Source organism: Arthrobacter sp. FX8 (assembly GCF_026723805.1).
Taxonomy (GTDB): Bacteria; Actinomycetota; Actinomycetes; order Actinomycetales; family Micrococcaceae; genus Arthrobacter.
Window position 1 is genome coordinate 3,347,091 of sequence record NZ_CP113505.1, and the last position, 25,297, is coordinate 3,372,387.

General features: G+C 67.1%; 22 protein-coding genes, 2 pseudogenes and 2 riboswitches. Of the genes and pseudogenes, 15 read left to right on the forward strand and 9 right to left on the reverse strand.

From position 1 onward, the window contains the following. Window positions 1-24 precede the first annotated feature (24 nt). Window positions 25-537 carry a MarR family winged helix-turn-helix transcriptional regulator gene (locus OUO20_RS15675; protein WP_268002113.1) on the forward strand — a complete coding sequence of 171 codons (513 nt, stop codon included), beginning with the start codon at window positions 25-27 and terminating at the stop codon, window positions 535-537. Window positions 538-627: 90 nt separating this feature from the next. Here OUO20_RS15675 and OUO20_RS15680 read toward each other — a convergent pair whose 3' ends face one another. Continuing rightward, window positions 628-2,661: a phytase gene (locus OUO20_RS15680; RefSeq protein ID WP_268002114.1), complete on the reverse strand. Its 2,034-nt coding sequence runs from the start codon at window positions 2,659-2,661 to the stop codon at window positions 628-630. A gap of 228 nt (window positions 2,662-2,889) precedes the next feature. Between OUO20_RS15680 and OUO20_RS15685 the strand changes: the two genes are divergently transcribed. The 4 genes and pseudogenes from OUO20_RS15685 to pabB all read left to right on the forward strand — a co-directional run bounded on the left by OUO20_RS15685 (window position 2,890) and on the right by pabB (window position 7,475). Then, window positions 2,890-3,708 carry a methyltransferase domain-containing protein gene (locus OUO20_RS15685; RefSeq protein ID WP_018769998.1) on the forward strand — a complete coding sequence of 273 codons (819 nt, stop codon included), beginning with the start codon at window positions 2,890-2,892 and terminating at the stop codon, window positions 3,706-3,708. Window positions 3,709-3,778: 70 nt separating this feature from the next. Continuing rightward, window positions 3,779-4,401, forward strand: a pseudogene (locus OUO20_RS15690) (LysE family transporter). Window positions 4,402-4,535: 134 nt separating this feature from the next. Beyond that, window positions 4,536-5,069: a low molecular weight protein-tyrosine-phosphatase gene (locus tag OUO20_RS15695; RefSeq protein WP_268002115.1), complete on the forward strand. Its 534-nt coding sequence runs from the start codon at window positions 4,536-4,538 to the stop codon at window positions 5,067-5,069. 336 nt (window positions 5,070-5,405) lie between these two features. Next, window positions 5,406-7,475, forward strand: a complete 2,070-nt coding sequence (gene pabB / locus OUO20_RS15700; RefSeq protein ID WP_268002116.1) for an aminodeoxychorismate synthase component I — start codon at window positions 5,406-5,408, stop codon at window positions 7,473-7,475. Window positions 7,476-7,501: 26 nt separating this feature from the next. On the opposite strand, the gene cls is transcribed toward pabB, so the two are convergent. Further along, window positions 7,502-8,977: a cardiolipin synthase gene (gene cls / locus OUO20_RS15705; RefSeq protein ID WP_026265885.1), complete on the reverse strand. Its 1,476-nt coding sequence runs from the start codon at window positions 8,975-8,977 to the stop codon at window positions 7,502-7,504. 94 nt (window positions 8,978-9,071) lie between these two features. Here cls and OUO20_RS15710 point away from each other — a divergent pair, with 94 nt between their 5' ends. Continuing rightward, window positions 9,072-10,001, forward strand: coding sequence for an aminodeoxychorismate lyase (locus OUO20_RS15710; protein WP_056391913.1), 930 nt, complete (start codon window positions 9,072-9,074; stop codon window positions 9,999-10,001). Between the two features lie 59 nt (window positions 10,002-10,060). After that, the gene (locus OUO20_RS15715) at window positions 10,061-10,525 is read left to right on the forward strand and encodes a pyridoxamine 5'-phosphate oxidase family protein (RefSeq protein WP_018769992.1); all 465 of its coding nucleotides are present in this window, start codon (window positions 10,061-10,063) and stop codon (window positions 10,523-10,525) included. 38 nt (window positions 10,526-10,563) lie between these two features. On the opposite strand, the gene OUO20_RS15720 is transcribed toward OUO20_RS15715, so the two are convergent. Further along, entirely contained in the window at window positions 10,564-11,268 is a 705-nt protein-coding gene (locus OUO20_RS15720) for a TetR/AcrR family transcriptional regulator C-terminal domain-containing protein (protein WP_056391914.1), read from the reverse strand. Between the two features lie 224 nt (window positions 11,269-11,492). Between OUO20_RS15720 and OUO20_RS15725 the strand changes: the two genes are divergently transcribed. Further along, window positions 11,493-11,747: a hypothetical protein gene (locus OUO20_RS15725; RefSeq protein ID WP_018769990.1), complete on the forward strand. Its 255-nt coding sequence runs from the start codon at window positions 11,493-11,495 to the stop codon at window positions 11,745-11,747. Window positions 11,748-11,841: 94 nt separating this feature from the next. Here OUO20_RS15725 and opgC read toward each other — a convergent pair whose 3' ends face one another. Beyond that, the gene (gene opgC / locus OUO20_RS15730) at window positions 11,842-14,307 is read right to left on the reverse strand and encodes an OpgC domain-containing protein (protein WP_268002117.1); all 2,466 of its coding nucleotides are present in this window, start codon (window positions 14,305-14,307) and stop codon (window positions 11,842-11,844) included. Window positions 14,308-14,532: 225 nt separating this feature from the next. Continuing rightward, window positions 14,533-14,648, forward strand: a riboswitch (SAM riboswitch). A gap of 13 nt (window positions 14,649-14,661) precedes the next feature. Between opgC and OUO20_RS15735 the strand changes: the two genes are divergently transcribed. From OUO20_RS15735 to OUO20_RS15745, 3 genes are read left to right on the forward strand one after another with little or no spacing between them, the layout of a single operon-like run. Beyond that, the gene (locus tag OUO20_RS15735; RefSeq protein WP_018769988.1) at window positions 14,662-14,937 is read left to right on the forward strand and encodes a DUF1737 domain-containing protein; all 276 of its coding nucleotides are present in this window, start codon (window positions 14,662-14,664) and stop codon (window positions 14,935-14,937) included. Beyond that, on the forward strand, window positions 14,934-15,344 hold the full coding sequence (locus OUO20_RS15740) for a rhodanese-like domain-containing protein (protein WP_018769987.1): 411 nt from the start codon (window positions 14,934-14,936) through the stop codon (window positions 15,342-15,344). Before OUO20_RS15735 ends, OUO20_RS15740 begins: the two co-directional genes overlap by 4 nt. After that, on the forward strand, window positions 15,345-16,553 hold the full coding sequence (locus OUO20_RS15745; protein ID WP_056391915.1) for an O-succinylhomoserine sulfhydrylase: 1,209 nt from the start codon (window positions 15,345-15,347) through the stop codon (window positions 16,551-16,553). It abuts the gene before it with no gap. Between the two features lie 136 nt (window positions 16,554-16,689). On the opposite strand, the gene OUO20_RS15750 is transcribed toward OUO20_RS15745, so the two are convergent. The 5 genes and pseudogenes from OUO20_RS15750 to OUO20_RS15770 form a co-directional block, all read right to left on the reverse strand. Beyond that, window positions 16,690-17,916 (reverse strand): glutamate--cysteine ligase 2, encoded by a 1,227-nt coding sequence (locus tag OUO20_RS15750; protein WP_056391918.1) that lies wholly within the window; start codon window positions 17,914-17,916, stop codon window positions 16,690-16,692. Window positions 17,917-17,982: 66 nt separating this feature from the next. After that, entirely contained in the window at window positions 17,983-19,506 is a 1,524-nt protein-coding gene (locus OUO20_RS15755) for a UDP-N-acetylglucosamine 1-carboxyvinyltransferase (protein ID WP_142070475.1), read from the reverse strand. 117 nt (window positions 19,507-19,623) lie between these two features. Continuing rightward, a pseudogene (locus OUO20_RS15760) lies at window positions 19,624-20,423 on the reverse strand (energy-coupling factor transporter transmembrane component T family protein). Further along, window positions 20,420-21,970, reverse strand: coding sequence for an ABC transporter ATP-binding protein (locus OUO20_RS15765; protein ID WP_268002118.1), 1,551 nt, complete (start codon window positions 21,968-21,970; stop codon window positions 20,420-20,422). Before OUO20_RS15765 ends, OUO20_RS15760 begins: the two are co-directional and overlap by 4 nt. Then, window positions 21,970-22,593, reverse strand: a complete 624-nt coding sequence (locus OUO20_RS15770) for an ECF transporter S component (protein WP_018769981.1) — start codon at window positions 22,591-22,593, stop codon at window positions 21,970-21,972. Before OUO20_RS15770 ends, OUO20_RS15765 begins: the two co-directional genes overlap by 1 nt. Window positions 22,594-22,659: 66 nt before the next feature. Next, window positions 22,660-22,800, reverse strand: a riboswitch (TPP riboswitch). A gap of 84 nt (window positions 22,801-22,884) precedes the next feature. Between OUO20_RS15770 and OUO20_RS15775 the strand changes: the two genes are divergently transcribed. The 4 genes from OUO20_RS15775 (at window position 22,885) to OUO20_RS15790 (ending at window position 25,294) form a co-directional block, all read left to right on the forward strand. After that, a complete protein-coding gene (locus tag OUO20_RS15775) occupies window positions 22,885-23,427 on the forward strand; it encodes a heme-degrading domain-containing protein (RefSeq protein WP_268002119.1) in 543 nt (180 codons plus the stop codon). A gap of 160 nt (window positions 23,428-23,587) precedes the next feature. Then, the gene (locus OUO20_RS15780; protein ID WP_268002120.1) at window positions 23,588-24,640 is read left to right on the forward strand and encodes an iron-containing redox enzyme family protein; all 1,053 of its coding nucleotides are present in this window, start codon (window positions 23,588-23,590) and stop codon (window positions 24,638-24,640) included. Between the two features lie 55 nt (window positions 24,641-24,695). Next, window positions 24,696-24,911 (forward strand): CDGSH iron-sulfur domain-containing protein, encoded by a 216-nt coding sequence (locus OUO20_RS15785; protein ID WP_144600106.1) that lies wholly within the window; start codon window positions 24,696-24,698, stop codon window positions 24,909-24,911. A gap of 119 nt (window positions 24,912-25,030) precedes the next feature. Then, complete coding sequence (locus OUO20_RS15790; RefSeq protein WP_018769977.1) at window positions 25,031-25,294, forward strand: DUF4235 domain-containing protein; 264 nt, start codon at window positions 25,031-25,033, stop codon at window positions 25,292-25,294. The last annotated feature ends 3 nt before the right edge of the window (window positions 25,295-25,297 follow it).

Here is a 25,297-nt window from a genome sequence, read left to right on the forward strand (position 1 = left end):
AACCAGGAAGGCAGGGAGGTGGGCATGGAACGCAAGACGTCAGCTGGCGCGGCACCAGGACCATCCGGCAGCCCTCCCGGTGGTCCGCCACACCCGCTGATCCGCCTCCTGCAGGAGTTCACCATGGAGGCCAACCGCTATGTGGATGTCGCCGGCGGCAGGAAGGACATGCACCGCACGGACATGAATGCCCTCGCTGTCATCATGCGGCACACGGCCGCCGGGAGCGTGGTGACGCCCGGGGTCCTGCGCAAAGAGCTGAACCTGAGCTCGCCTGCCACCACCGCCCTCATCGACCGACTGGACCACTCGGGGCATATCGTGCGCGAGCGGAACAGCACGGACCGGCGCCAGGTCCAGCTGAAGATGACCCCCAAGGCCTTCCAGGACGGGGGCGCTGTCTTCGCTCCCCTGGCCCAGCACATGGGCAGCGCCATGGCGGACTTCTCGCAAGACGAGCTGGAAACAGTCACACGCTTCATGACCGCAATGGTGGAGGCCACGGTGGCTGCCCGGAGCGAGTCCGCCGATGGCTAGGTGACATTCCCGGAAAGCGCAGGAAAGGGCCGTTTCGGATTTCCGAAGACGGCCCTTCCTGCTTCCCCCAATCAGGGCGGCGCCCGGGGACTAAGGCGCCTTGGGTCGAAGCGCCACCAGCCACCCGGCCCACTCGCGGGCCGCACTGAAGTTCCACGTCTTCGCCCCGCTTGGCCCCGCTGCCGCCTGGATGCCATCCGCAACTTCGAAGCGGCGCGCACCGGTTTCCACTGCCTGGGACATCCCGGCCGGCGAAGTCAGGGTCACGGAGCTTGAGTTGACGCTCATGCATCCCACCAGCATCGCGTTCGCGGCCGTGGTGGCCACCGCTGGAATGGATCCCGACGATGCCGCCGCGCCCGAGCCGGACGTGGCAGCGGTGTCGGGCCCTGAGGCGCCGGAATACCTGGCGATGCCTCCCCCGCTCGTCGTCGAAGAGGTGGTCCAGGCATAATCCGCCGGCTCGGTCCCGGTGGCGACTTTGTAGTAGCCGTAGACCTTGGGGTTCGCGATATTGGTCACCGATGCCAGCACTGTCCACCCGGCGGGGACACCTGACGTTGCGATGGTACCGCCCGTGAGGGACACGCAGCTGACCAGCAGGTCGCCCTGCGCGACATTGGCCGGCTTGGGGATCCTGAGGGTGGTGGTTGCCGTGGTGTTCACGGCCTGGCTCACTGACTCGCGGACGATGGTGCCGCCACCGCCGGTGTTGCCGGAGGTGACGCTCCAGGCCTGCGTGGCCGCCGTGGCGTCCGTATTGCCGGCAGCGTCGGTGGCCCACACGCTGAAGTTATGCGATGCAACCGCCAGTCCGGAGTACGTCTGTGGCGAGGTGCACGCTGTCCGCGCCGCGCCGTCCAGGCTGCACTGGAAGGTTGAATTGGCCTCACTCGAGGTGAATGCGAAGGAGGCACTGGTCGACGTCGTTGTCGCGGGCGGTCCGGAAGTGATGGTTGTCTCGGGCGGCGTGGTGTCCCCCGGCGGAGGCGGAGTGGAGGTGCCGGCCCCGACCTTCCGGGGGTCGTAGGCCGCATCGACGAGCAGGGCAGGTACGTAGGCGGCTGCGATGGACTGCCATGGTACGAGCTTGAAGTTCTGCTTGCCGGTGTCGTTGCTGGTGTCCTGGGTGACAAAGAAACCCTGGGGGAACGGGCCCCCAACCCCGAAGTTGGTGACGTCTATGCCGTCCATGCCCGTGACAGCGTCGATTCCGTTACCGGCCGGGATGGCGAAGGCCCCCAATGGCCGGTTGTCGTCGCGGGAGTAGACGTGGAACCGGTTGGAGCCCTGGCTTGCTGCCAGCAGGTAGCCGGCGCCCCCGCTGCCGTAGTAGATGCTGATGCCCTTGATGTCCTGGACGATGTCCCCGCCGTTCTCGGTGGTGCTGACAACCTTCGTCCCCGCGGTTGAATCCCCGGGTTCAGCCCCGTACCGCCAGATTCCGCCGATATCCTCCTGCGCAATGTAGAGCCGTTTCATCTCGTCATCGGCCACCAGGCCCTCGGTGTGGGCGGGGCCGCTTACGGTCCAGCTGCGCACGAGCTTGCCGGTGACCGATCCGGTGGAGCCGTCAAGCTCCCACTGCTCGACCTTGCCAACGTCAGTGACGTAGGCAAAGTACTTGCCGGTGTCCGGCGAGTGATAGAAGGAGAACCCGCGGGGTGTGGCGATGTTGGAGGTCGGCGCAAAGCTGCCCACCTTGGTGAGCGAACGGTCGGCCTCGTTGACCTTGTAGAAGTCAAGGCTCCGGACCCGGTTGCTGACACCCACCAGGCCCACTCGGCTGCTGCCGAGGGGGAAGTTGTAGCGGACGTCCACATTGTTCATCCGCCCGTCGGGGTAATAGAACAGTTCCCGGCCCGACAGGTCATAGACCACCAGACCGTGGCCATCCGTGCTCTTGTCCGTGCCGATGATGGTGCTCTTCGACGGGTCGGTGGGATGGATCCAGATCGCTGCGTCGTCCGCAGCGTCCCCCGTTCCGTGCATTGGGGCAGTTTCCACCGTCGCATTCACCTGCGCCACGGCCGCGTTTGCCGCCGGGGCACCCAGTCCCGCGAGCAGTCCGGACAGCAGTCCGCCCACCGTCAATGCGGCAGCCAACCTCGATTTGAGCGTCACTCTTGCCTCCCCAATACTGGTTGCCGCATCTATTCGGCGGCAACGGCGGTGTCATGGAACGTCCAGCGAGGTCAGGAGCCCGGCGCCGGCTGGAGGGCCATCGTATTCCCGGCCGCAGGCAGGGGGATACGGGGATAGCACCCATACCTTCGGGCCCGCCTTCCGGGGGCTGCATGACGCGGACCGGGCGTCCGCTCATGCAATGCAGGTTGGGGGTAGCGTTTGGTTATGAGTGCGCAGCAGCCTGAAGACGACGTTTACACGCACGGCCACCACGAATCGGTGGTCCGCGCCCATGCCGCCCGTACCGCCGAAAACTCCGCGGCGTTTGTCCTCCCGCACCTCACGCCTGGTAAGTCGCTGCTCGATGTGGGCTGCGGCCCCGGCACCATCACCTGCGACTTCGCCGCCCTGGTCAGCCCCGGCAAGGTCACGGGCCTGGACCGCTCACCTGACATCATCGCCCAGGCGCAGGCCCTCGCCACCGAGCGGGAAGTACCCAACGTTGAATTCGTTGCCGGCAACATCTACGACCTCGACTTCGCCGACGAAACGTTCGACGTCGTCCACGCCCACCAGGTGCTCCAGCACCTGACCGATCCCGTTGAGGCCCTCAGGGAGATGCGGAGGGTGGCCAAGCCCGGCGGCATCGTGGCAGTGCGCGACGCCGACTTCCACGGCATGAGCTGGTACCCCGCCATTCCGGAACTGGACGAGTGGATGGACCTGTACCAGCGGATTGCCCGCCGGAACGGTGCAGAACCCGACGCCGGGCGGCGGCTGGTCAGCTGGGCACAGGCTGCGGGATTCACCGACGTCGCCCCCACCAGCAGCAACTGGCTTTACGCCACCTCGCAGCAGCGGCGCTGGCAGGCGCGCGTCTGGGGTGAGCGGGTGCTCCACTCAGCCTTCGCCGAGCAGGCGCTGGAGTACGGGTTTGCCAACCCGGCCGACCTTGCCCGTATCTCTGCAGGCTGGCACCGCTGGGGCTCCACGGACGACGGATGGTTCCTGATCCCAAACGGTGAGGTCATCGCCCGGGCCTGATCCCTGGTTGCCCAGACAGCAGCACAGGGACTGAAAAAGGGGCAGCCAATTGCCACCGTAGGATTGTTGAGTGCAATTTTCCCTCTGGCTGGCCCTGGCAGGTGCCGGCGCCCTGATCAGCTTCACCCCGGGCGCCGGGGCCATCAACACCATGAGCAACTCGCTGAACGCGGGGTTCCGCCGGTCCATCTGGGGAATCCTGGGCCAGCAGGCTGCGCTGATGGTGCACGTCCTGATCGTGGCCCTGGGCGTCGGGGTGCTGGTGGCCAGTTCCCCCTTGCCTTCAACGTGATCCGTTACGCGGGCGCGGCCTATCTGGTGTACCTGGGCATCCGCCAGTTCCTGAGCAAGCCCACGGTGGCCCAGGAGCAGGCAGCTGCCCTTCGTAACGAACCCGCGTGGTCCATTTTCCGGCGCGGCTTCTGGGTCAATCTGTTGAACCCGAAGGCGATCGTGTTCTTCCTCGCCTTCACTCCCCAGTTCATCCGGCCCGACCTGCCCCTGTTCACCCAGTACGCCGTGTTGACGGCAACAATCGTTGTCATCGACATCCTGGTGATGTGGTTCTTCTTTGCGGCGGCTGCCAGGTCATTCCAGCGCTTCACCAACACGGAACAGGGCCAAATGGTCCTCAGCAGGGTGTTCGGTGTCCTGTTCGTGGGTGTGGGTATCCTGCTGGCCCTGATCCACTGAACCAGGTACCCACCAAACTCGGCACCAGCGTGTGACGTACCCATTCGGGCGTTAGTCATGCATCTTTACAAACCCGTAAAACTTTGTGAACAGGCGGCTAGCCAAGAGCGTTCGGAAGCGCGCATGCTTAGGGCATGAACTCAGCGTCGAGCGCATATCGCGTCATCACCGTCTGCACGGGCAATATCTGCCGGTCCCCCATGGCCGAGCTCATGCTCAAGGCAGCGCTTGAACGCGAGGGCCTTGACGGCCTGGTGGAGGTGGACTCCGCCGGCACCACCGGTTACGAGGCGGGCCGGCCCATTGATCCCCGCGCCGCCCGCCGGCTCGCCGCAACCCAGCTGGCCTCGGACCACCACGTGGCCCGAGAGTGGGAACCCGGGTGGTTCCGCGAGCGCGACCTGATCCTGGCCCTGGACATCGACCACTACGCCTGGCTCACCGAGGCGGCGCCGGACCAGGAATCCCTGGACAAGATCCGGATGCTCCGCAGCTTCGATCCCACCATGGCGGAGCGGGACCGCCTGGATCAGGGCATCGAGGACCCCTGGTACGGCGGCCAGGCGGATTTCGACGCCGTCTGGCACCAGATCCATGCAGCCCTGCCCGGCCTGGTCCAGCACATCAGGTCCGCGGTCCTTCGGAACACCCAGCTGCAGCCGCACTAGGCACCAAAACTCTTCAAAAGACGGTGCAATCCAGCGGCACCAGGAGTATTTTCTTGCTGCATGGACGGCCTTCCCAGCACATCCGGCAAGTACGCACGGCTCCTCGCCACACTGGAAGAGGCAGAGTCTCCGGCTGGGCGACATGGCCCGACAAGGACCGCGCCCTGAAGCGTGCAGGCATCGTGCATGCCGGCGCCAACGCCGGCTGGCGAGGGCAGGGGCCTGCTGCTGGTGAGCGGGTTCCTGGGCGGCCACCTGAGCAGCGGCCGTCACGCATCGGCGCAGCAACTGCCCCACGGGTGAAAGGGTGCAACGGAAAACGGTACGCTCTAGTCCATGAGCCCAGCCCCCGTCATCATCGCCATCGACGGGCGCTCCGGCGCAGGCAAGACCACCCTCGCCGTCGAGCTCGCGGCCCGGCTCCGGGCGCACCACAAGGTCTCGCTGTTCCACCTTGAGGACATCTACCCGGGCTGGGACGGACTGGCGGCGGGCATTGAACGCTACGTCTCCACGGTCCTCACCCCGCTGAGCCGGGGGCAGGCGGCCTCCTGGACCAGCTGGGACTGGGCTAACCACTACGACGGCGACGCCCGGGTGACGCTGCCTGCGGAGATCGTCATCGTTGAGGGAGTGGGGGCCGCCGCCGAGGCCGCCCGCCCCATGCTGGGCGCGGTGATCTGGGCGGAATCCCCGGACGACGTCCGGCGGACCCGGGCACTGGAGCGCGACGGCGCAACATATGAACCGTACTGGGACCTGTGGGCAGCCCAGGAGCAAGAGTGGCTGGGCCGCGACGACGTCCCCGGCCACGCGGACCTCCGCGTCCGGAACCTCGCCGACGGCTCAGCCCCCGCGGACCTCCTCCAACTCCTCCCCTACCTGCCCGCCCTGGCTCCGGTCCTCGCCCCCGAGTTGTCAGCCCGCCGCGGCCTTCGCCTTCACGCCGAGCGCATTGAAGCCGCCCCGGACGCACCCACCCTGTTCCACTCACTGTATGGCGGCTCTGGCAACGCCGTCTGGCTGGACTCCTCCAACACAGGAAGCGGACCGGACAGCACGGATCCTGTACAGCGGACTGCCGCAGAGCGCAGCCGGTTCAGCATCATGGCGGACGACGGCGGCACATTCGGCCAGTGCGTCACGCACCGTGGCGGTGTGAGCCGGATCAGCGCCGGCTCGTCCACTGCCAACGTTCCCGGCCCCTTCTTCCGCTGGCTCGACACCGTCTGGGGCCGCCGGGCGGTGCGGACCCCCGAGGGCTACCCCGGCGAATTCACCCTGGGCTGGCTGGGCTGCCTGGGGTATGAGCTGAAACGCGAAACCGGCGGCAGCGATCTTTCCGCGCCCACGCCGGACGCAGCCCTGATCTTCGCGGGCCGAGCGGTGGTCCTGGACCACGCCGAAGGCACGGCCTGGCTCCTGGCCCTGGAGGCACCGGACGCCGGCGGGTGGCTGGTGGAGGCGCGGGCAGCCGTGGAAGCCGCCGCGGACCCAACGCAGGAAGCCGGCGGCAGCACCGGCGTCGTGCGTCCCACCACACCGCCCACTTTCCGCAGCCGGGACACCGGGGAACGGTACCGGGAGAAGATTGCCGCCGCACAGCATCAGATCGCCCAGGGAAACACCTACGAAGTGTGCCTGACCACCACCCTCGAAGCCACTGTCCCGGCCGGCTCGCTGGATCCATGGGCCACCTACCTGTCGCTCCGCAGCAGGAACCCGGCCCCGTTCGCCAGTTACCTCCGGCTGGGAAACGTTGCCGTGGCCAGCACCTCGCCCGAGCGGTTCCTGAAGATAGGGTCCGACGGCGGAATGCGCGCCGAACCGATCAAGGGCACCCGGCGCCGGGCTGCCGACCCGCAGGAGGACAGCCGCCTGCGGACGGACCTGGCCACTTCCGTCAAGGACAGGGCCGAGAACATCATGATCGTGGACCTGCTGCGCAACGACCTCAGCCACTTTGCCATGCCTGGCTCCGTTACGGTCAGCAGGCTTTGCGCCATCGAGAGCTACGCCACCGTCCACCAGATGGTCAGCACCATCGACGCCCACCTCCTGCCCGGAGCACCACGGGCAGAGGCGGTGGCGGCCTGCTTCCCGGCCGGCTCCATGACGGGGGCTCCGAAGATCAGCACCATGGCCATCCTTGACGACCTGGAGGCAGGGCCGCGGGGGCTCTATTCAGGTGCCATCGGCTACTTCTCGCTCAACGCGGCGGCGGATCTCGCCGTCGCCATCCGCACCCTGGTGGTCAGCACGGCTGGCGACGGAACCGCGGAACTGTCGCTCGGCGTCGGCGGTGCCATCACCTCGGACTCCGACCCGGACGACGAATATGAGGAGATCCGCACCAAGGCCTACGGGGTGCTCTCCACCCTGGGGGCGGAGTTTCCCGAAGACTGACCCGGGTTTAGGGAGGTACGGCCGTCCTACTGCACCGTGGCCGTCAGCCGGGCCACGTTGTCCACATAGCGCGCGGCGAGCGGCCGGTTCAGCCAGTCCGCCAGCTTCAGCTCATGGGAGATGTCCCGGTAGGTGTCCTCCACGGCCCGCATCTTGTTCACGATGTCCTCGCCCAGGAGCATCACGGAGACCTCGAGGTTCAGCGAGAAGGACCTCATGTCCATGTTGCTGGAGCCCAGGACGGCCACCTCGTCGTCGATGGTGAAGTGCTTGGCGTGCAGCACGAACGGCGCCTTGTAGAGGTAGATCCGCACACCGGCCTCAAGGAGCGCCTCATAGTAGGAGCGCTGGGCGTGGTGGACCAGGAACTGGTCGCCCTTCTCGGACACGAACAGCTCCACGTCGACGCCGCGCTGCGCTGCCGTGGTGATGGCGTACAGCAGTGAATCGTCCGGAACGAAATAGGGGCTGCAAATGGAGATCCGGTGCTGCGCGGAGTAGATGAGCGTGTTGAAGAGCCGGAGGTTGTTTTCCGTGATGAACCCGGGACCGCTGGGCACCACCTGGGCCGTGACGTGGCCGGGCTCCGGATTCGCGGGGAGCTGCAACTGGTGTTCCAGGGATTCGTCGGTCTCGCTCAGCCAGTCGGTGGCGAAGACGACGTTCAGGGTGGTCACGATGGGCCCGCGCAGGCACGCCATCAGCTCCACCCACTCGCGGCCGGCCTTGCGGTGGCGCGGGTTGTTGTAGGACGGCTCGATCAGGTTCTGCGACCCCGTGAAGGCGATTTCGCCGTCGATCACCATGATCTTGCGGTGGTTGCGCAGGTCCGGCCGGCGCCACTGGCCATGGATGGGCAGGAGGGGAAGCATCCGCTTCCACTGGATCTTGCCGGCCCTCAGGCGCTTCAGCAGCTTCCGGTAGCCCTTGATGCGCAGCGTGCCGATGTGGTCGAACAGGAGCCGCACTTCCACGCCCCGCTCGGCGGCCTCTTCCATGGCCGTGAGCAGGTCGTTGGTGACGTGGTCGGAGCTCATGATGTAGAATTCGGCGTTGACGAACTTCTTCGCCTTCCGCACCGCGTGGGTCATGGCCAGGATGGAATCCGGGTAGCCGGGGATGAGGTCAACGGAGTTGTTGTCCACCATGGGCAGCGAACCCAGGGTGCGGTTGAGCTCGGCGGCGGACTTGACCCACTCGGGGCCGGGGTAGTCGCTGTCCACGTCCGAGAGGGCGGTGATGCCGGCCCGCACCCGGTCGTTGACCTGCTCCTGCTGGGCGCGGCGGCGGCTGGACAGCTGGAAGTTTCCAAACAGCAGGAACAGCGCGATGCCCACGAATGGGATAAAGAAGATGCCCAGGAGCCAGGCCATCGCCGTGGTGGGCCGCCTGTTGCCGGGGATGATGCCCAGTGCCAGGACCCTGATGACAAGGTCGGCGAAGCCCAGGAGCACCACAACCCACGTCGGCGCGGTGCCGGCAAGCGAAAAAGGCCACAACACGTCAATAACTCCCGGGGAGGTTGGGCCCCGGGGAACGGTTTCCGGCCGGGGCGCTCTGCCCAGCTTATCCGCGGTGCCGCACTAAGCTGGTGCCATGAGCTCTCCAGCCCCCGTGGTTCTCGTTTTCCTTGACCCCGCCTTCCCCGACGGCAGGGTGGCGGATGCCTCCCAGCCCCAGCTGCTGGTCACGGACCTTGGCGTCACGCGCGGTGACGGCGTGTTCGAAACCATGCTGGCCGTTGGGGGAACGGTGCGGAAGATGCAGGCCCACCTGGACCGGCTTGCCGGATCCGCCGCGGCGCTGGACCTGGACATCCCGGACCAGGATGTGTGGCGGCGCGCCATTGCCGCTGCCGTTGCCCGGCACCGTTCGGAGAACCCGCCGGCAGACCCGGCGGCAGATGAACTGGTGGTCAAACTGGTGGTGACCCGCGGCGTGGAAGGCGCGCCCGCCCCCACCGCCTGGGTCCAGGCCTCACCGGCCGGAGCTGCCGCCCGCCGCCAGCGGGAAACGGGCGTCGACGTCATCCTCCTTGACCGCGGCTACGACAGTGACGTGGCCGAACGGGCACCCTGGCTGCTTCTGGGCGCCAAGACGCTCTCCTACGCCGTCAACATGGCAGCGCTGCGCCACGCGCATAAACAGGGCGCCGACGACGTCATCTTCACGTCCTCCGATGGCCGGGTCCTGGAAGGGCCCACCTCCACGGTGCTGCTGGCGCATGTGGAGAAGTCCGACGACGGCACAACAGTGAAGCGCCTCATCACACCACAGCTGGACAGCGGCATCCTGCCTGGAACGTCACAGGGGGCTCTCTTTGCTGCCGCCAAGGCGGCGGGCTGGGAACTGGGCTACGGGCCGCTGGTGCCACAGGACCTCCTGGACGCAGACGCGGTCTGGCTGATCTCCAGTGTCCGCCTGCTGGCGCCCGTGAACCGGATTGACGGCAGGGAGATCGGCACCCCGTCTGTGCAAAAGGAGCTGACCACAGAACTGAGCGGACTTTTCGCCGGCATCCATTAGCCCGCAACAGGCAGGGCCGGCCCTTTTCCCGCCCCGGCATCACCCGTAAGGTGTGCACCATGGACTCGCACAAGCTGCCGATCGAAAAACTGTCCTTTGACGACTGCTGGGAACTCCTTGACACCGACACGGTGGGCAGGCTGGCCATCGTGGTGGACGGACATCCGGAAATCTTCCCCGTGAACTACGTTGTCCACCTGCGCAGCATCGTCTTCCGCACGGCACCCGGCTCAAAACTGTGGGACGCGAAAATGGAACGCCCTGCCGCACTGGAGATCGACGGCTACGACCCCACCACCGAACTGGCCTGGAGCGTGGTGGCGCGGGGCAATACCGGGATCATCGAAGACCAGGCCGTCAAAGATGCGGTGGACAGCCTTGGCCTGGAGCCGTGGCAGCCCGGCGAAAAGGCAAACTACGTCAGGCTGAACGCCAAGGCGCTGACCGGACGCAGGTTCCAGGTGAACCGGCCGGACGTCTGGAACACCCGCCTCCAGGACCGGCGCCGGGCGTCATTCGAATAGCGGCCGCTCAACGACCACGCCTTTACACGGCCGCTCCGTCAGGCGCTGGAGCCTGCCGCCTGCCGTGAAAGCTGGGCTTCCAGCCCGGACAGCAGGATGGTGAGCCCTTGGTCAAGCTCCTTGGCGCCGTCGTAGTCAGCCAACGCCGGCGCCAGCGCACGCAGCCGGGGGAATTCCTTCGCGGGCAGCCGGTGGAGCCCCAGCCGCAGCAGCACCTCGTTCTCTTCCGGGTCCACCACGTACTCCTGCAGTTCGTTCAGGAGGTGCCCGTAGAGGAAGCCGTAGTAGGCGCGGTAGACGTGCAGCGCATCCGCCGGCTCGAATCCTGCCGCCACCAGCAGGGTCAGGATCTGCTCCAGTGGCCGCAACGTGCCCAGCGGACGCATGCCCAGCGGCGTGGAGAGGGGCCGGGTCACCAGCAGGGGGACAACGTTGGGATGCTTGAGCGCCAGCATCCGCAGGTTGTGGGCGATGCTCCGCAGCTGCGCTTTCCAATCCGGGTCCTCCGGATGAATCGGAAGCTGGTTGAGCACCAGCTCAGAAACCCCGTCCAGCAGCGCGGCGCGGTTCTCGGCGTAGCGGTACAGGCTCATCGGGTCCCGGCCAAGCTCCTGCCCCAGGCGGCGCATGGTCAGTGCATCCAGTCCTTCGGCATCAACCAGTTCCAGGGCCTTGGCCAGCACGACCTCCCTGCTCAGCCTGGCCTTGGCGGGGGTGCGGCCGGAAGCGTGCGGGGGATTCATGGTGTTGTCCTAGCGGTGGAAGTGGCGGCCCGGATTAATCGAGACGGTTGCCTTACTTGTAGTCTACGAGTAAAGTCTACATCGTAGACAGGCGCTGACGACGCTGAGGCCCCGGATGCTTTTCACGGGACCCAACCTATAGATTCGATGGCCATGTGCAGGGCATCAAATCTTGCTGCTGTAGCCGAACGGCGGCGCCGAGCACTTAGCGAAGGGAAGCCATCATGGCACATTCGCAGTTCGATACTTTTCTCCACGAAGCCACCTACCCCGACCACGCCGCTGGTTCCAGCATGGACCGCGACCGCCTCTACGGCCTGTACACCAGCTGGTGCTTCCTCAACCAGCAGCCGGCCGGCACCGAGTCCACCTTCTGGGCAGCCATGAAGCACCGGATCCCGCCGCGCCGCAACGGGCTGCGCATGAAGGGTCCTGCCGCTGCGGACTACATCATGACCAGCTACCCGGGCCTCGTCTGAGACCCCCGGATTCGTAAGAGGCCACCGGGCAGCCGGGTGGTACATGATCAAATGCTGTGGCACGCCCGTGCCGCAGCGTTTTTCATGCCCCCGGCTAGGTAGGGATGATCCGGAAGAGGAACCTGGTGCGGACCATCACCCAGAGCAGCCCCAGGACCACGGCGTAGGCCACGGTGTTGAGGAGGATGCTTTGCTGCTGCAGGGCCGGGATGTTGGCCACGACGGCGATCAGCACCACGTGCATGATGAAGACGTACAGCGTGGCCCGGCCCAGCGGGACCAGGAACCAGTCCAGGGCCCGGTCCACCGGTTTCCAGTAAGCACCGAGGAATGCGTACGCAGCCACCACCAGGACCAGGACGTTGAGCAGCCGGCCCGGGGCCAGGTATGTCCGGCCGAAGAAGGCGTCATACATTGCCCGGTAGGACGCATCCGGCAGAAGCGCCAGTCGGACGTCATAGGCGTTGGCCAGGTAGGGGTTGCCCCAGGACAGGAAGGCCAAAGCGAATGCTGCCGTGGTGCAGGCAACCACCACCCACGTGTGGCGCGACAGCCACGCTGTGATGCTGCGCCGATGGTAGCCCGCAACCAGCCCAAGCACGAAAAGCACCTGCCACACCAGCAGCGGGAAGGAGTCCTCGAACTGCGAGGGCAGGATCCGGAACCTGGTCATGGCACCTGCCGCATACACGGCAACCGACACCGCCACGACCCAGATGGCCTTTCCGCGGTTCAGCGCCGCGAGGATCAGCGGGCTGACCAGCAACAGCACCACATAGAGCCCCATGACATTGAACTGCCAGGGACCGAACTGCAGCAGCACGATGGCCGGAAGCACCTGGGGCGGGACGGGGAACTGGAACAGCGATGACATGCCCGAATAGAGGTCGTAGGTCCGGCCGGCCCCGTTGTGCCCGGCGCCACCGGTCCCCTGGTCCACGAACGTGGTCAGGGCCTCGGTGTGGAAGAACGGGAGCAGGGACAGAAGGAAGACGCCGATCAGCACGGCCAGCGCCGTCAGGTAGAGCTTGCCGGCGCGGCGGGTCGTGAGGTCGACCACCTGCCCGAAGTCCTCCCTGGCCTTGGGTCCGTACACCATGCCCACCACCAGTCCGGAGAACAGGACGAACAGTTCCGCACCCGACACGAAGCCCACGGCCTCCTGGGTGAGCAGCTGGAACAGCGATGCCATGCCCAGGTGGTTCACCACCACAAAGACGATGGCCATCCCGCGCAGCAGATCGATGCGCGAGTCCCTGGCGGAGGGATCCTGGTAGCCCCAGGCCGTGGCTGCGTTGATCCGGCGGGGTATCTGCCACAGGGCCACCAGGAGGATGGCCATGGCGGCGGCAACAGTCCAGGCGGCAGCCCCGGAGAGCGTGTTGGCCCGGACGTAGGTGCTCCCGGATGCCACTTCGGTGACCGGCCCGGTGACCATTGGCGATGCCTTCAGCCTGTCCAGGGCCGCTTTGGCGATGCCCGCCTGTCCCGTGAGCAGCCAGCTGATGCTCGCCACGCCGGTATCCCTGGTGCTGGTGCGCTCGTCCCAGACAACGGCGGCCGTCCCGGCAAAAGCTGGGGAAGTGGCAGTTCCCACCACCTGGTCCCACCAGCCCGCCTTGATGTCCGCCTCCTGCGCGCCGCCGGACGCGGGGCTGTAGAAAGCAGAGGTCTGGAGGAGGAACGGCTTGTTGCGCCCCTCGGAATAGGTGCCGTAGAAGTTTTCGCCGCCGGAGGCCGTCAGCATGTCCTGGAGCTCGCCGGCCCTCGGCTGGGAGTTGACGGCGGGGCCGCCGGCCGTGTCGTCGTGATAGGCGGCCAGCCCCGCCCAGTCCACTGCGTCGTCGCCCGGGTAGTAAGGGGCGTAGGCGCTGTCGCTTGAGTTCCAGGCCCCGTCGCCGTTCGTGTCCAGGAGGGAAAAGCCTTCGGTTCCGGGCTGCGGGGCATCCCGGTTGCGGTCAAAGGGGTAGTCCTTGCCCAGGTAAGGCGCCCACACCAAGGTGGCCCGGCCGCCGTCGTACTTCTTGAACGCTGCCGCCACAGCCCTGAAGGCCTGCCGGTACGCGGCGGGCTGCTGGCCCCAGGCCACCCAGCTTGCATTCATGTCCGGGGCGAACCGGATCAGCAGCTGCCCCTTGAACCCGGACGTAAGGTCGCGCACCTGCGCTGCGAATGCTTCCGCTTCCGCGGTGCCGAGCTGGTCCAGGGGCACTGACGGCTTCACCGTGAGCAGGGCGTGGGCGCCTAGGGACGCGGCCTGCTGAAGGAAGCCGTCAAGGTCGTTCCGTTCCGAATCGCGGTAGGGGATGGTGATGTCGTGGCCGAAGACGGCCGGACTGGCACCAAGCCGGCCGCTGAAGCCTGCGGCGGTGTCCTCGCCCCACTCGAGCACCGCGCCCAGCCAGGGCTTTCCCTTCTCCGGCGCAGCGTCCGCCGCATGCGCCGGCGCAGCCGCCAGCAGGGCAAGGAGGCTGACGATGGCCGCGGCCAGGAACGCCCCGATGGACGGCCGGCGGGTCCCGCGGATGGCGGCCTGGTGGCGCGATGTGTTTGCCCGCATGCTGACAGGACCCCCGGTGCTCATTGCTGTGACGACGGGGCGGCGCCCCGGTAAGAACTTTATCGGCCCCGCGGCCCCGGGCGGCACGTGGCGGGCCGCCCACCTGCGGCGATGTCCGCCGTCGCGCTTTCCTTCAACCCCGCGCCTCCCTTCAGCGCTGCTCAATTACGGAACATGACGACGGCGGCGGTGCGGCTTGGCGCGGCAGATGTTACGTTTTTGGGGAGTAATGAGTACCGGTGTGAAGCCCTGACTGGCCGGTCGGCAACCCTCCCTTTCGCGGCGGGGTGCCTCAGGTGAATACTCGGCATATCGACCGATTCGAGCTGCAAGCGTGAAAGAAGGAGATCCGTCGTGTCTGACGCACCTGCCCCTGACGAAAAATTGTCCTACCGCCTGATCACCGGCCCGGATGACCGTTCATTCTGCGAGCGGATCTCCACGGCCCTGGCCGACGGCTATGTGCTGCACGGCAGCCCGGCAGCCACCTTCAATGGCACCAGCGTGATCGTGGCGCAGGCAGTGGTCCTTCCGGCGGCAATCGCCTCGGCCGATGCCGCGGTTGCCACCGCAGTGGATGAACTGGACGCCGAATTTGAAGGCGAGTTCGACGGCGAGGGCCACGCATGAGCTACGCGGGAGACCTCACGCCCCAGGAAGCATGGGAGAAGCTGGAACAGGGCGCCATCCTGGTGGACGTCCGCACCGAGGGCGAATGGGCCCACATCGGCATTCCGGACACCAAGGCCACGGACAACGACCCCCTCTTCATCCAGTGGACCTTCCCCGGCGGCATCCCCAACCCCGACTTCATCAACGACCTCAGCCAGCAGGCGCCCGAGGACCGTTCAACCGAACTGGTGTTCCTGTGCCGCTCCGGCCAGCGGTCCATCGCGGCAGCCATCGCGGCCACCCGGGCCGGCTTCACCTCCTACAACGTGCTGGAGGGCTTTGAAGGCGAGCCGGACCGCTATGGCGAACGCACCGTCAACGGCTGGAAAAACCGCGGCCTTCCCACCAACCTCGGAAAGAACTAAGTGACCTTCAACCAAGACGCCCCCGGCTGGAACCCCGACACCCAGGCTGTCCGTGGCGGGCTGGACCGCACCAACTTCCAGGAAACGTCCGAGGCCATTTTCCTGAACTCCGGCTTCGTCTACGAATCCGCGGCAGCAGCTGAACGCGCCTTCACCGGCGAGGACGAACGCTTTGTCTACTCCCGCTACGGCAACCCGTCCGTGGCCACCTTCCAGGAGCGGCTCCGGCTGCTGGAAGGCACCGAAGCCTGCTTCGCGACGGCGTCGGGCATGTCCGCGGTGTTCACCGCGCTTGGTGCCCTGCTGGCTGCCGGCGACCGGGTGGTGGCCGCCCGGTCGCTGTTCGGTTCGTGCTTCGTGATTTTGAACGAGATCCTTCCCCGGTGGGGCGTGGAGACCGTCTTCGTGGACGGGCCGGACCTGGACCAGTGGCGCGAGGCCCTCTCCAAGCCCACCACCGCCGTCTTCTTCGAATCCCCGTCCAACCCGATGCAGGAGATCGTGGACATCGCCGCGGTCAGCGAACTTGCGCATGCCGCCGGCGCCAAGGTGGTGGCGGACAACGTCTTCGCCACTCCCCTGCTGCAGCGCTGCGGTGACCTGGGCGCCGACGTCATCGTCTACTCCGGCACCAAGCACATCGACGGCCAGGGCAGGGTCATGGGCGGCGCCATCCTGGGCACCAAGGAGTTCATCGACGGTCCCGTGAAACAGCTAATGCGCCACACCGGGCCCGCACTCTCGGCGTTCAACGCCTGGGTCCTGACCAAGGGCCTGGAGACCATGAGCCTGCGCGTGAACCATTCCTCCGCCACGGCGCTCCGGCTCGCAGAGTGGCTGGAAGAACAGCCCGCCGTGAGCTGGGTGAAGTACCCGCTGCTCAAGTCCCACCCGCAGTACGACCTGGCGGCACGGCAGATGAGCGCCGGCGGTACGGTCCTCACGCTTGAGCTGGCTCCCTCCGGCGGGCGCTCCGGCAAGGAAGCGGCCTTCGCACTGCTGGACGGGCTGCGCATCATCGACATCTCCAACAACCTTGGTGATTCGAAGTCCCTGATCACGCACCCCGCCACCACCACGCACCGCGCCATGGGGCCGGAAGGGCGAGCCGCCATTGGGCTCAGTGACGGCGTGGTGCGGCTCTCGGTGGGGCTCGAGGACCCGGAGGACCTCCTCCGCGACCTGGAACAGGCACTCAAGCAGATCTAGCCGCGCGGGAAGCCCTAGCTCCTCTGGGTCCGGGCGACGCGCTTCCTCACTCTCGATGCGCAGATTCCCTGGCGCGCACCAAATATGGGCCGCGAAGAGGAATCTGCGCGTCGGGAATGGATATGCGCATCGAAGGTCAGCTCTGGCGGACCCGCAGCAGTTCGGGCGTGCCCTCCACGTCAGCAAGGTCCAGGGCATCCCGCATGGTCACGTTGACGGCCTGCCGCACCACGGCGCCGAACCCCATGTCCTCCGGGGGCGGTCCCGCCAGCGCCTTGTCCCGGGCGCGGCGCTGTTCGGCGGCTCCCGTTCCGCGGGCGATGATGTCCTCCACCCCCTGCCGTGCCAGTGCCAGTTCCCCCTGTTCGGACAGGACGGGAGCCAGGTAATCCACCAGGGACCGGACCACGTCCGCGGCCGGTGCGGGCCGGAAATTCCCAAAATCCAGGAGTTCACCGCTTAGCCCGGCGCTGCTGGCCTGCCACGAGGCCATCCGGAGGAGGACGGTGGGAACCGGCGCAGGATCCACGTCGGCCTGCCATTCCCTGCTGGCGGATTCCACCAGCGCCCGGACCAGCACGGCAATGAGCGCTGCATCCTCGGCACGAAGGCAGACGTCCGCCACGCGAACCTCGACGGTGGGGTGGTTGCGGGACAGCCGGGCGTCGAAGTACAGCATGCCCTCATCGAGCATGACGCCGCTTTCCAGCAGCCGCGTCACCACGCGCCGGTAGGCAGGGTACGTCCCGTAAATACCGGCCGGGCCCGCCGTGGGCCACCGGTTCCAGGCCTGGGTCCGGTAGCTTTCAAACCCGGTTGGAACGCCGTTCCAGAAGGGCGAATTGGCGCTCAGGGCCGTCAGCACTGCCAGCTTGTCGCGGATCCGGTCCAGGACCGCCACGCCCTCTTCGGGCGATTCGATGAACGTGTGCACATGGAAGCCGCAGGTCAGCTGCTCCTGGGCGGTGAGGCCGAAGCGCTCCAGCATTTTGGCGTACCGGGGGTCGGGCGTCGTGTGGGTGGTGGAGGCCAAGGGCGAGGTGGCGAGGGCCGCCACCCTGGCGCCATGCTTCCTGGCGGCTTGGTCCGCCAGGGCGCGGCCCGCGCGGATCTGTTCGAGCAGGCTCCCGTATTCGAGGCACGGACGGGTCTGGGTCTCGATCTGCTCAAGCTTCAGCTCGGCACTCAAGCCCATCTCGTCGTCGTAATCCGCCTGTTTTCCGGAGTGGTGGACCTCCGGGTCCACGGGAAGATCGTCAGCCGCAACGCGGTGGCCGGCCAGGAGGGCGTCGGCCAGGGCAAGGGGTTCCCCGGACTCCGGATCAACGATCAGGAGTTCCTCCTCTACGCCAAAAGTACGCATACGAACATTCTGCGATACTTGTCCGGCATTCGAGGGGCCCCGGCGATTCATGACGAACCGTGAATGCTAGTCCTGGAAGTACTCCACCTTGGCGCCAATGGTGTTCAGGCGTTCCGCCAGGTCCTCGTAGCCACGCTCGATCACGTAGATGTTCCGCAGTTCGGACACGCCCCGGGCGGCGAGCATGGCCAGCAGCAGGCAGGCGGCCGGACGAAGCGCAGGCGGGCAGCCCACCTCGGCGGCGCGCCACTTGGTGGGCCCGTTGACGTAGATCCGGTGCGGATCCAGTAGCTGCACCTGCGCCCCAAGCCTGTTCAGCTCTGTCAGGTAAATGGCGCGGTTCTCGTAGACCCAGTCGTGGATCATGGTCTGGCCATCGGCGTTCGCGGCAATGACGGCAAAGAACGGCAGGTTGTCGATGTTCAGCCCGGGGAACGGCATCGGATGGATCTTGTCCTCCGGGGCATGCAGCTCGGAGGGCTTGGTGGTCACGTCCACCAGCCGGGTGCGGCCGTTGCGGGCCATGTACTCGCCCGAAATTTCCAGCTTCTGCCCCATCTGGCCCAAGGTGGCCAACTCGATTTCCATGAACTCGATGGGCACCCGCCGCACCGTGACCTCGGAATTGGTGACGATGCCGGCCGTGATGAGGCTCATCGCCTCGATGGGATCCTCGGAGGGGAAGTACTCGATCTCCGCGTCAATGTCGGGCCGGCCCGTGATCTTCAGGGTGGTGGTGCCCACGCCCTCGATGGTGACGCCCAGCATCTGCAGGTAGAAGCACAGGTCCTGCACCATGTAATTGGGGCTGGCGTTGCGGATCACGGTGGTTCCCGGCCGGTGCGCCGCGGCCATGATGGCGTTCTCGGTGACGGTGTCCCCGCGTTCGGTGAGGACGAAGGAGCGGTCCTGCGCGTCCGCCGGCGGAGCCTGGACCGTGTAGAAACCGGCCGTGGCTTCCACGGCAAGGCCAAACTGGCGCAACGCCTGCATGTGCGGTTCCACGGTGCGGGTGCCGAGGTCGCAGCCGCCGGCGTAGGGCAGCCGGTACTCCCGCGACTCATCCAGAAGGGGACCCAGCAGCATGATGACGCTGCGGGTCCTGCGCGCCGCGTCAACGTCCATGGCTTCCAGGTCCAGGACGGCGGGGCGGCGAAGACGCAGGTCAGTGTCGTTAAGCCAGGTGCACTCGACGCCGATGCTGGTCAGCACTTCGACGATGCGGTTGACTTCCTCGATCCGTGCCAGCCGGCGGAGCACGGTGGTGCCACGGTTGATCAGGCTGGCGCACAGCAGGGCGACGCCGGCGTTCTTGCTGCTGTTGACATCCACGGCACCGGAGAGGGTACGGCCGCCCTCCACCCGCAGGTGCGTCATCTGCGGCTTGCCGACGTTGACGATGCTGCGGTCGAAGATCTTCTCCAGCCTCTGGATCATCTTCAGGCTCAGGTTCTGCTTGCCCTGCTCCATCCGGGCAACGGCGCTCTGGCTGGTGCCGAGCTCGGCGGCCAACTGGCCCTGGGTCCAGCCCTTCTCGCTCCGGGCATCCCTCAACATGGCGGCAACGTGCTCAGCGGTCTCCTGCGTCATACCCGCAAATATATCATAAATGAGTTAGGCGGGCCCTGATCGGGCACTGGTACGGGGCATCGGGGAAGCCTCTACCCACTGCATGCGATAGGAATCACCTGGGCCGGACCGCCAACATCAACTGCCCAGCCACACCATGTTCCAGGTCCCGGCGGCCAGGGCAGCAAATAGCGCGAGGCCGGCCACCAGGACACCGCCGGCCACCACCCCAAGGTCCAGCGCGCTGAACGTGGATTCCCGGGCCCAGGTCCGGTTGCCGCCGCCGAAACCGCGGGCTTCCATGGTCACAGCAAGCCTGGACGCGCGGCGGATGGCCTGTACCAGCAGCCCGAAACTCTGGCCCAGCGTGGCCTTCACCCGCTGGGCCACGCTGCCGCGCGAACCCACGCCGCGCGCACGCCGGGCCATCCCGATGGTCTGCCATTCTTCAGCCATGAGCCCCACCAGGCGCATCGCGGCGAGCGTTCCCAGGACAAAGCGGTGCGGCAGGCGCGCCTTCTGCGCCAGCGCGTCGGCAAGGTCCGTGGGATCGGTGCAGCTCATCAGGAGCACGGCCGGAAGGGCGATCGCAAAGCCGCGCAGGAGGAAGCCGATGCCCAGCTGCAGGGAACCTTCGCTCATGGACCAGATCCCGGCGTCGAGCAGGATCCGGCCGCTGTCCGGGGCCAGGATGGAGGTGCTCCAGCCCCCACGGCAGCGGCAAGGATCAGCGGCCAGCCGCGCTGCCACAGCAGGGACAGGGTGAGCCCGGCCAGGGGAAAGAGCAGAAGCTCAAAGACCAGGGCCACGGACGCCGAAACCCAGTCGATGGACAGCGCCAGGACGGCGGTGATCAGCAGGACGGCAGCGAACTTGCTTAGTGGATTGGCGCGGACCAGGAGGGCATGGTTGCCGCCCAGGGTGAGTTGCTGCCTCATGGCGCCACCGCTTCCGCCGCGGCCATCCGCAGTTCGGCCCCGCCCAAGGCCTGGGTGAATTCGGCGTCATGGGTCACGGACACCACGGCAGTGCCGGCATCCAGGAGCTCGGACAGGAAGGACGCCAGCTCGGCCCAGGTGTTGGCGTCCTGCCCGAACGTGGGTTCATCCAGGACCAGGACCTGCGGGCTGGCGGCAAGGACGGTGGCCACGGACAGCCGCCGCTTCTCGCCACCGGAGAGCGTGTAGGGGTTGGCGTCCACCAGCGCGGTGAGCCGCAGCCGCTCCAGCAGTTCGTCCACCCGATCCCCGCCGTGGCCCAGGTGCCGGGGGCCGAACAGCAGTTCGTCAAGCACCTTGCCGGTCACGAACTGGTGCTCCGGCTCCTGGAACACCGTCCCCACTCGGGAAATCAGCTGATCCGCCTTCCACCGGTACGGGTCAATGCCGGCACCGCGGCTCAGGTCCATGGTGGCGGAGACCTTTCCGGACACCGGTTCCAGCAGCCCTGCCAGGGTCAGGGCGAAAGTGGACTTACCGGCGCCGTTGGGACCCGTCACGGCGAGCGCCTGCCCGGCGCGCACCTGCGCGGCCAGGCCTTCCTGGACCGGCGACGGCGGGATCTTCCTTAAGCCCTTGCGTCGGGGACGTTCGCGGGAGACTGCCAACTGTTCGGCTGCGAGCAGGAGGTTTCCCGTGCCGGGGGCCGGGACCACCGCCCGGGCACGGGTTGCCGGGACGTAGCCGGGGACCCACACACCGGCGGCGGCCAGCATGGCCCGCGCCTCCGTGAGCACCCGGTCCGGCGGCCCGTCCAGGAGTACGGCAGGATCCGCGGCGGAGCCCGGCTGCAGGACCACGATCCGGTCCACCAGGTCCTTCCACACGGACACCCGGTGCTCCACCACCACCAGCGTGGCCCCGGTCTTGTCCAGGCACCGCGCCACGGCATCGCGGACCTCCAGCACGCCGTCCGGGTCCAGGTTGGCGGTTGGCTCATCCAGGAGGATCAGGCCCGGGCGCATGGCCAGGATGCCGGCCAGCGCCAGGCGCTGCTTTTGCCCGCCGGACAGGGCCGACGTCGGGTGGTCCAGCGGCAGGTGGGACAGTCCGACGTCGGCAAGCGCCTCGTGCACGCGCGCCCAGATTGCTTCCCGTGGGACGGCAAGGTTTTCGGCACCGAAGGCGACGTCGTCCCCCACCCGCGACAGGACCACCTGCGTCTCGGGGTCCTGCTGCATAAGTCCGGCGCGCCCGCGCTGGGCGCGGGGCACGGCGCCGTCAACCAGCAGCGAACCCGACTCGTCGGCGTCCCCCGCCTCGCCGCCGTCGTCGTTGATGTCCCCCAGCACCCCTGCGAGCGCGTGCAGGAGCGTGGACTTCCCGGCACCCGAGGGGCCGAGCAGGAGCACCCGCTCCCCCGGGCTGATGTCCAGGTCAAGCGCATGGACGGCAGGCTTGGCCCTGCCGGCGTGCCGCCACCCCCAGCCCCGGGCTGTGACGGCGGCAGGGCGGACGGTGCCGCCGTCACGCTGGGCTGGTGCCATCAGGAGAAGACAGGCTCCGTGGCGGCCTTGCGCGAAGCGAAGGAGCTCAGCACGCCCGTACGCGCCAGGCCGCGCGTGGCCAGCCAGGACAGGGCGCCGGCGAGAATGGCGCCGGAGAGGGTGGTCAGCACGATGTACGCCAGCTTGTCCGCACCGGAGTAGGCGATGTTCCAGCCCCACGGTGCGAACGAGTCATTCAGTCCGCAGAAGAATCCAGCCGCGGCGCCTGCCAGCAGGGAGACGGGCAGGTTGAACTTGCGGTAGACGAAGATGGCGAAGATGATTTCCGCGCCGAGGCCCTGGATGAAGCCGGAGAAGAGGACCGAGGCACCGTACTGGGAACCCATGAGGAGTTCCCCGGTGGCGGCCACGGTTTCACAGAACAGGGCGGCCCCGGGCTTGCGGATGATCAGCATTCCCAGCACGCCGGGAATCATCCAGCCGCCCGCCAGCAGCCCGGTCAGGGGCGGGTAGGCGGCATTCATGGGGGCAGAAAGCGCGGCTGCTCCCTGGTCCCACGCCCAGAAAATGACGCCGCCCGCAATGGCCACCAGCGCGGCGACCACGATGTCCACGACGCGCCAGGACTTACTGGTGGTCTTCTTGATTGCTGCAGTACTCATGTGATCCTCCTGGGAAACAGGAGGGGAAAGTGGACCCGGCTGACGGCTGTTGCCGTGCAGCCGCGGCACTTTGAGAACTCGACTCCCTTGCGCCGGTACTAACCGGATCAGGTTCGAGGGTCTGCGGCTGTCCGCACTCTCAGCGCCCACCTGCGGTGCCCGGCTTGTGCCAGGATGTCCGACGGCGGCGCTCCCCTGTCGTTATTAGTGGTGCTTTTGGATGGGTAAGGCTTTTGAACTGCCCTTCCGGGCGTGGTCAAGTTTACACCTGGCGGGGGTAGATTGAGGGCCATGAGCGCCATTCCACCGGATGTGACCGGATTCGATCCTGATTCCGCCGACGCCCAGCTGGAGGGGTCGCTGGAAGCGTCGATCGCCCGCATCGAGGCGGAGGTCCGGGAGCTCCAGTTCCCCGGCTTTTCGCTGGATGACGCGTTGAACCTGGGCCTGCTCCTGGTGGAGCTGGGCAAGGAGCGGTCCCTTCCCATAGCCATCGACATCACCAAGGGCGAGCAGGTCCTGTTCCACGTCGCGCTCCCGGGCGCCACGCCGGACAACGGGCACTGGATCCGCGCCAAGCAGCGCACTGCCGCCCGGTACGAGGTGCCGTCGCTTTTGGTGGGGCTGCGGGGCCGGCTGGGCGGCGGCCGGATCGAGGACAACGCCTGGTTCGACCAATCCCGGTATGCAGCCCATGGCGGCGCCTTTCCGATCTACGTCACCGGCGTGGGCGCCGTGGCCACGGTCGCCGTCTCCGGGTTGCCGCAGCTGCAGGACCATGACCTGGTGGTTGAGGCGCTGCGCGACATCCTGGGGTCGTCGCTGCGGGATTAGGCGCCGGTTGACCTGCAGCCAACAGGAAGCCTGCTTAGCTTTTATTAGTAATCATGCTTACTATATTGGTTCGCGGGTTTCGAGGAGGACAGGGCATGGGAGTCACCATGGGCGGTCCCGCGTTCGTTCCCGTCACCAGCGCGGCAGACCAAGGAGCACCATGAGAATCCCGGAATCCAGAGGCCCCCTCAGCAACGCCCTGTTCGCACTCCTTGCGCAGGCTCCGGCCGAAGCCGGGACGGGGCTGGACGGGCTGTACCACCTGGCGGCAGGGCAGGTGGCCGGCACTAGTGACATCATCGGCGACGAGGACATCCAGCTGGCCCTCTTCTGCCTCTACGAGCTCCACTATTCCGGCCTGGCCGGCGTCTCCGACGACTGGGAGTGGGAGCCGGCGTTAATCCGGGTCCGGCAGCTGGTCGAGGCACCGTTTGAGGCAGCCCTCCGTGCCGCCGCGCACCGGGCCGCCGCAGACTTCGAACTGCCTGCCGGTGCCCTGACCAGCGACCAGGTAGCCGACGTCCTGTTCGGCCTCGCAGCCACGGACACCGGGCCCAGCGTCTCCCGCTACGTCGCCAGGAAGGCGGGCCTGGACCAGCTCCGGGAGTTCCTGATCCACAAGTCCATGTACCAGCTGAAGGAAGCCGACCCGCACACGTGGGCCATTCCGCGGCTCAGCGGACGGCCCAAGGCGGCCCTGGTGGAAATCCAGGCGGATGAATACGGCGGCGGCCGCCCCGAGCGCATGCACAGCGCGCTGTTCGCCCGGACCATGCGCGGTTTGGGCCTCGACGTCAGCTACGGCGCGTACGTGGATGCCGTCCCCGCCGTCTCCCTCGCGTCCGTCAACCTCATGTCGCTGTGCGGCCTGAACCGGCGGCTCCGGGGTGCCATCACCGGCCACCTGGCGATCTACGAGATGACCTCCTCCCAGCCCAACCGGTTCTACGGCAACGGATTCCGCCGGCACGGGTTCGGCGCGGACGTCACCCACTACTTCGATGAGCATGTGGAGGCCGACGCCGTCCACGAGCAGATCGCAGGCCGGGACCTCGCCGGCGGCCTCGTCGAAGCCGAACCGGAACTCCTCGCGGACGTCCTGTTTGGGGCCACTGCCGCCATGGCCCTCGACGGCCGGCTGTCCGCCCATCTGATGTCCTCATGGGAAGCCGGGGCATCATCGCTGCGGGCGGCCGTGCCGGCGGCAGCATGACTAAGACGAAAGCGGTGCAGGCATGAAACCCGGACAGCACGGAACAGGATCGGACATGGACCAGGAATCCGCCGCGGGCTCCATCGTGGTCTGCCCGGACGGGCCCCTGATCGTCAGGGGTGATTTCGAGATCGTCACCCCATCCGGGGACGCGGTGCCCCGCGACCGCAGGACTGTTGCGTTGTGCCGCTGCGGCGCCTCGGCCATCAAGCCCTACTGCGACGGCACGCACAAGATGATCAAGTTCCGCACCGAGCCGCCCGCGAAGTAGTCCAACAAGCCATTTAGTCCAACAACCGGCCTGCAGCACGCCACGGCCTTGCCCGGACCGGCACGGGCGTACGGCTAGGCTGGAGGCAGTCCGTTTTCCGCCCGCAAGGAGTAATAGGAATGAACCTTTTCATCAAGCTGCTCGGAACCGGGGTGAGCCTCGGCGCAGGCCTGGCCGGCACCAAGCTGGTCAACACCATCTGGGAGAAGACCACCGGGCAGAAAGCCCCCACCGGCAAGAACGAGGATGTCCCCACCAGCCTGCGTTCGGCGTTGACCTTCGCGCTGATCTCGGCGTCCGTCAGCGCCATCATCCAGGTGCTGGCCAACCGCGGCACCCAGCGCGCCATCACCCGCTTCGCCAAGTCGCAGGACATCGTCTAGCTC

Coding starts and splice junctions, on each gene's coding strand:
- OUO20_RS15675 (WP_268002113.1), top strand. CDS start 25: ATGGAACGCAAGACGTCAGCTGGCGCGGCACCAGGACCATCCGGCAGC.
- OUO20_RS15685 (WP_018769998.1), top strand. CDS start 2,890: ATGAGTGCGCAGCAGCCTGAAGACGACGTTTACACGCACGGCCACCAC.
- OUO20_RS15695 (WP_268002115.1), top strand. CDS start 4,536: ATGAACTCAGCGTCGAGCGCATATCGCGTCATCACCGTCTGCACGGGC.
- pabB (WP_268002116.1), top strand. CDS start 5,406: ATGAGCCCAGCCCCCGTCATCATCGCCATCGACGGGCGCTCCGGCGCA.
- OUO20_RS15710 (WP_056391913.1), top strand. CDS start 9,072: ATGAGCTCTCCAGCCCCCGTGGTTCTCGTTTTCCTTGACCCCGCCTTC.
- OUO20_RS15715 (WP_018769992.1), top strand. CDS start 10,061: ATGGACTCGCACAAGCTGCCGATCGAAAAACTGTCCTTTGACGACTGC.
- OUO20_RS15720 (WP_056391914.1), bottom strand. CDS start 11,268: ATGAATCCCCCGCACGCTTCCGGCCGCACCCCCGCCAAGGCCAGGCTG.
- OUO20_RS15725 (WP_018769990.1), top strand. CDS start 11,493: ATGGCACATTCGCAGTTCGATACTTTTCTCCACGAAGCCACCTACCCC.
- opgC (WP_268002117.1), bottom strand. CDS start 14,307: ATGCGGGCAAACACATCGCGCCACCAGGCCGCCATCCGCGGGACCCGC.
- OUO20_RS15740 (WP_018769987.1), top strand. CDS start 14,934: ATGAGCTACGCGGGAGACCTCACGCCCCAGGAAGCATGGGAGAAGCTG.
- OUO20_RS15750 (WP_056391918.1), bottom strand. CDS start 17,916: ATGCGTACTTTTGGCGTAGAGGAGGAACTCCTGATCGTTGATCCGGAG.
- OUO20_RS15755 (WP_142070475.1), bottom strand. CDS start 19,506: ATGACGCAGGAGACCGCTGAGCACGTTGCCGCCATGTTGAGGGATGCC.
- OUO20_RS15765 (WP_268002118.1), bottom strand. CDS start 21,970: ATGGCACCAGCCCAGCGTGACGGCGGCACCGTCCGCCCTGCCGCCGTC.
- OUO20_RS15770 (WP_018769981.1), bottom strand. CDS start 22,593: ATGAGTACTGCAGCAATCAAGAAGACCACCAGTAAGTCCTGGCGCGTC.
- OUO20_RS15775 (WP_268002119.1), top strand. CDS start 22,885: ATGAGCGCCATTCCACCGGATGTGACCGGATTCGATCCTGATTCCGCC.
- OUO20_RS15780 (WP_268002120.1), top strand. CDS start 23,588: ATGAGAATCCCGGAATCCAGAGGCCCCCTCAGCAACGCCCTGTTCGCA.
- OUO20_RS15785 (WP_144600106.1), top strand. CDS start 24,696: ATGGACCAGGAATCCGCCGCGGGCTCCATCGTGGTCTGCCCGGACGGG.
- OUO20_RS15790 (WP_018769977.1), top strand. CDS start 25,031: ATGAACCTTTTCATCAAGCTGCTCGGAACCGGGGTGAGCCTCGGCGCA.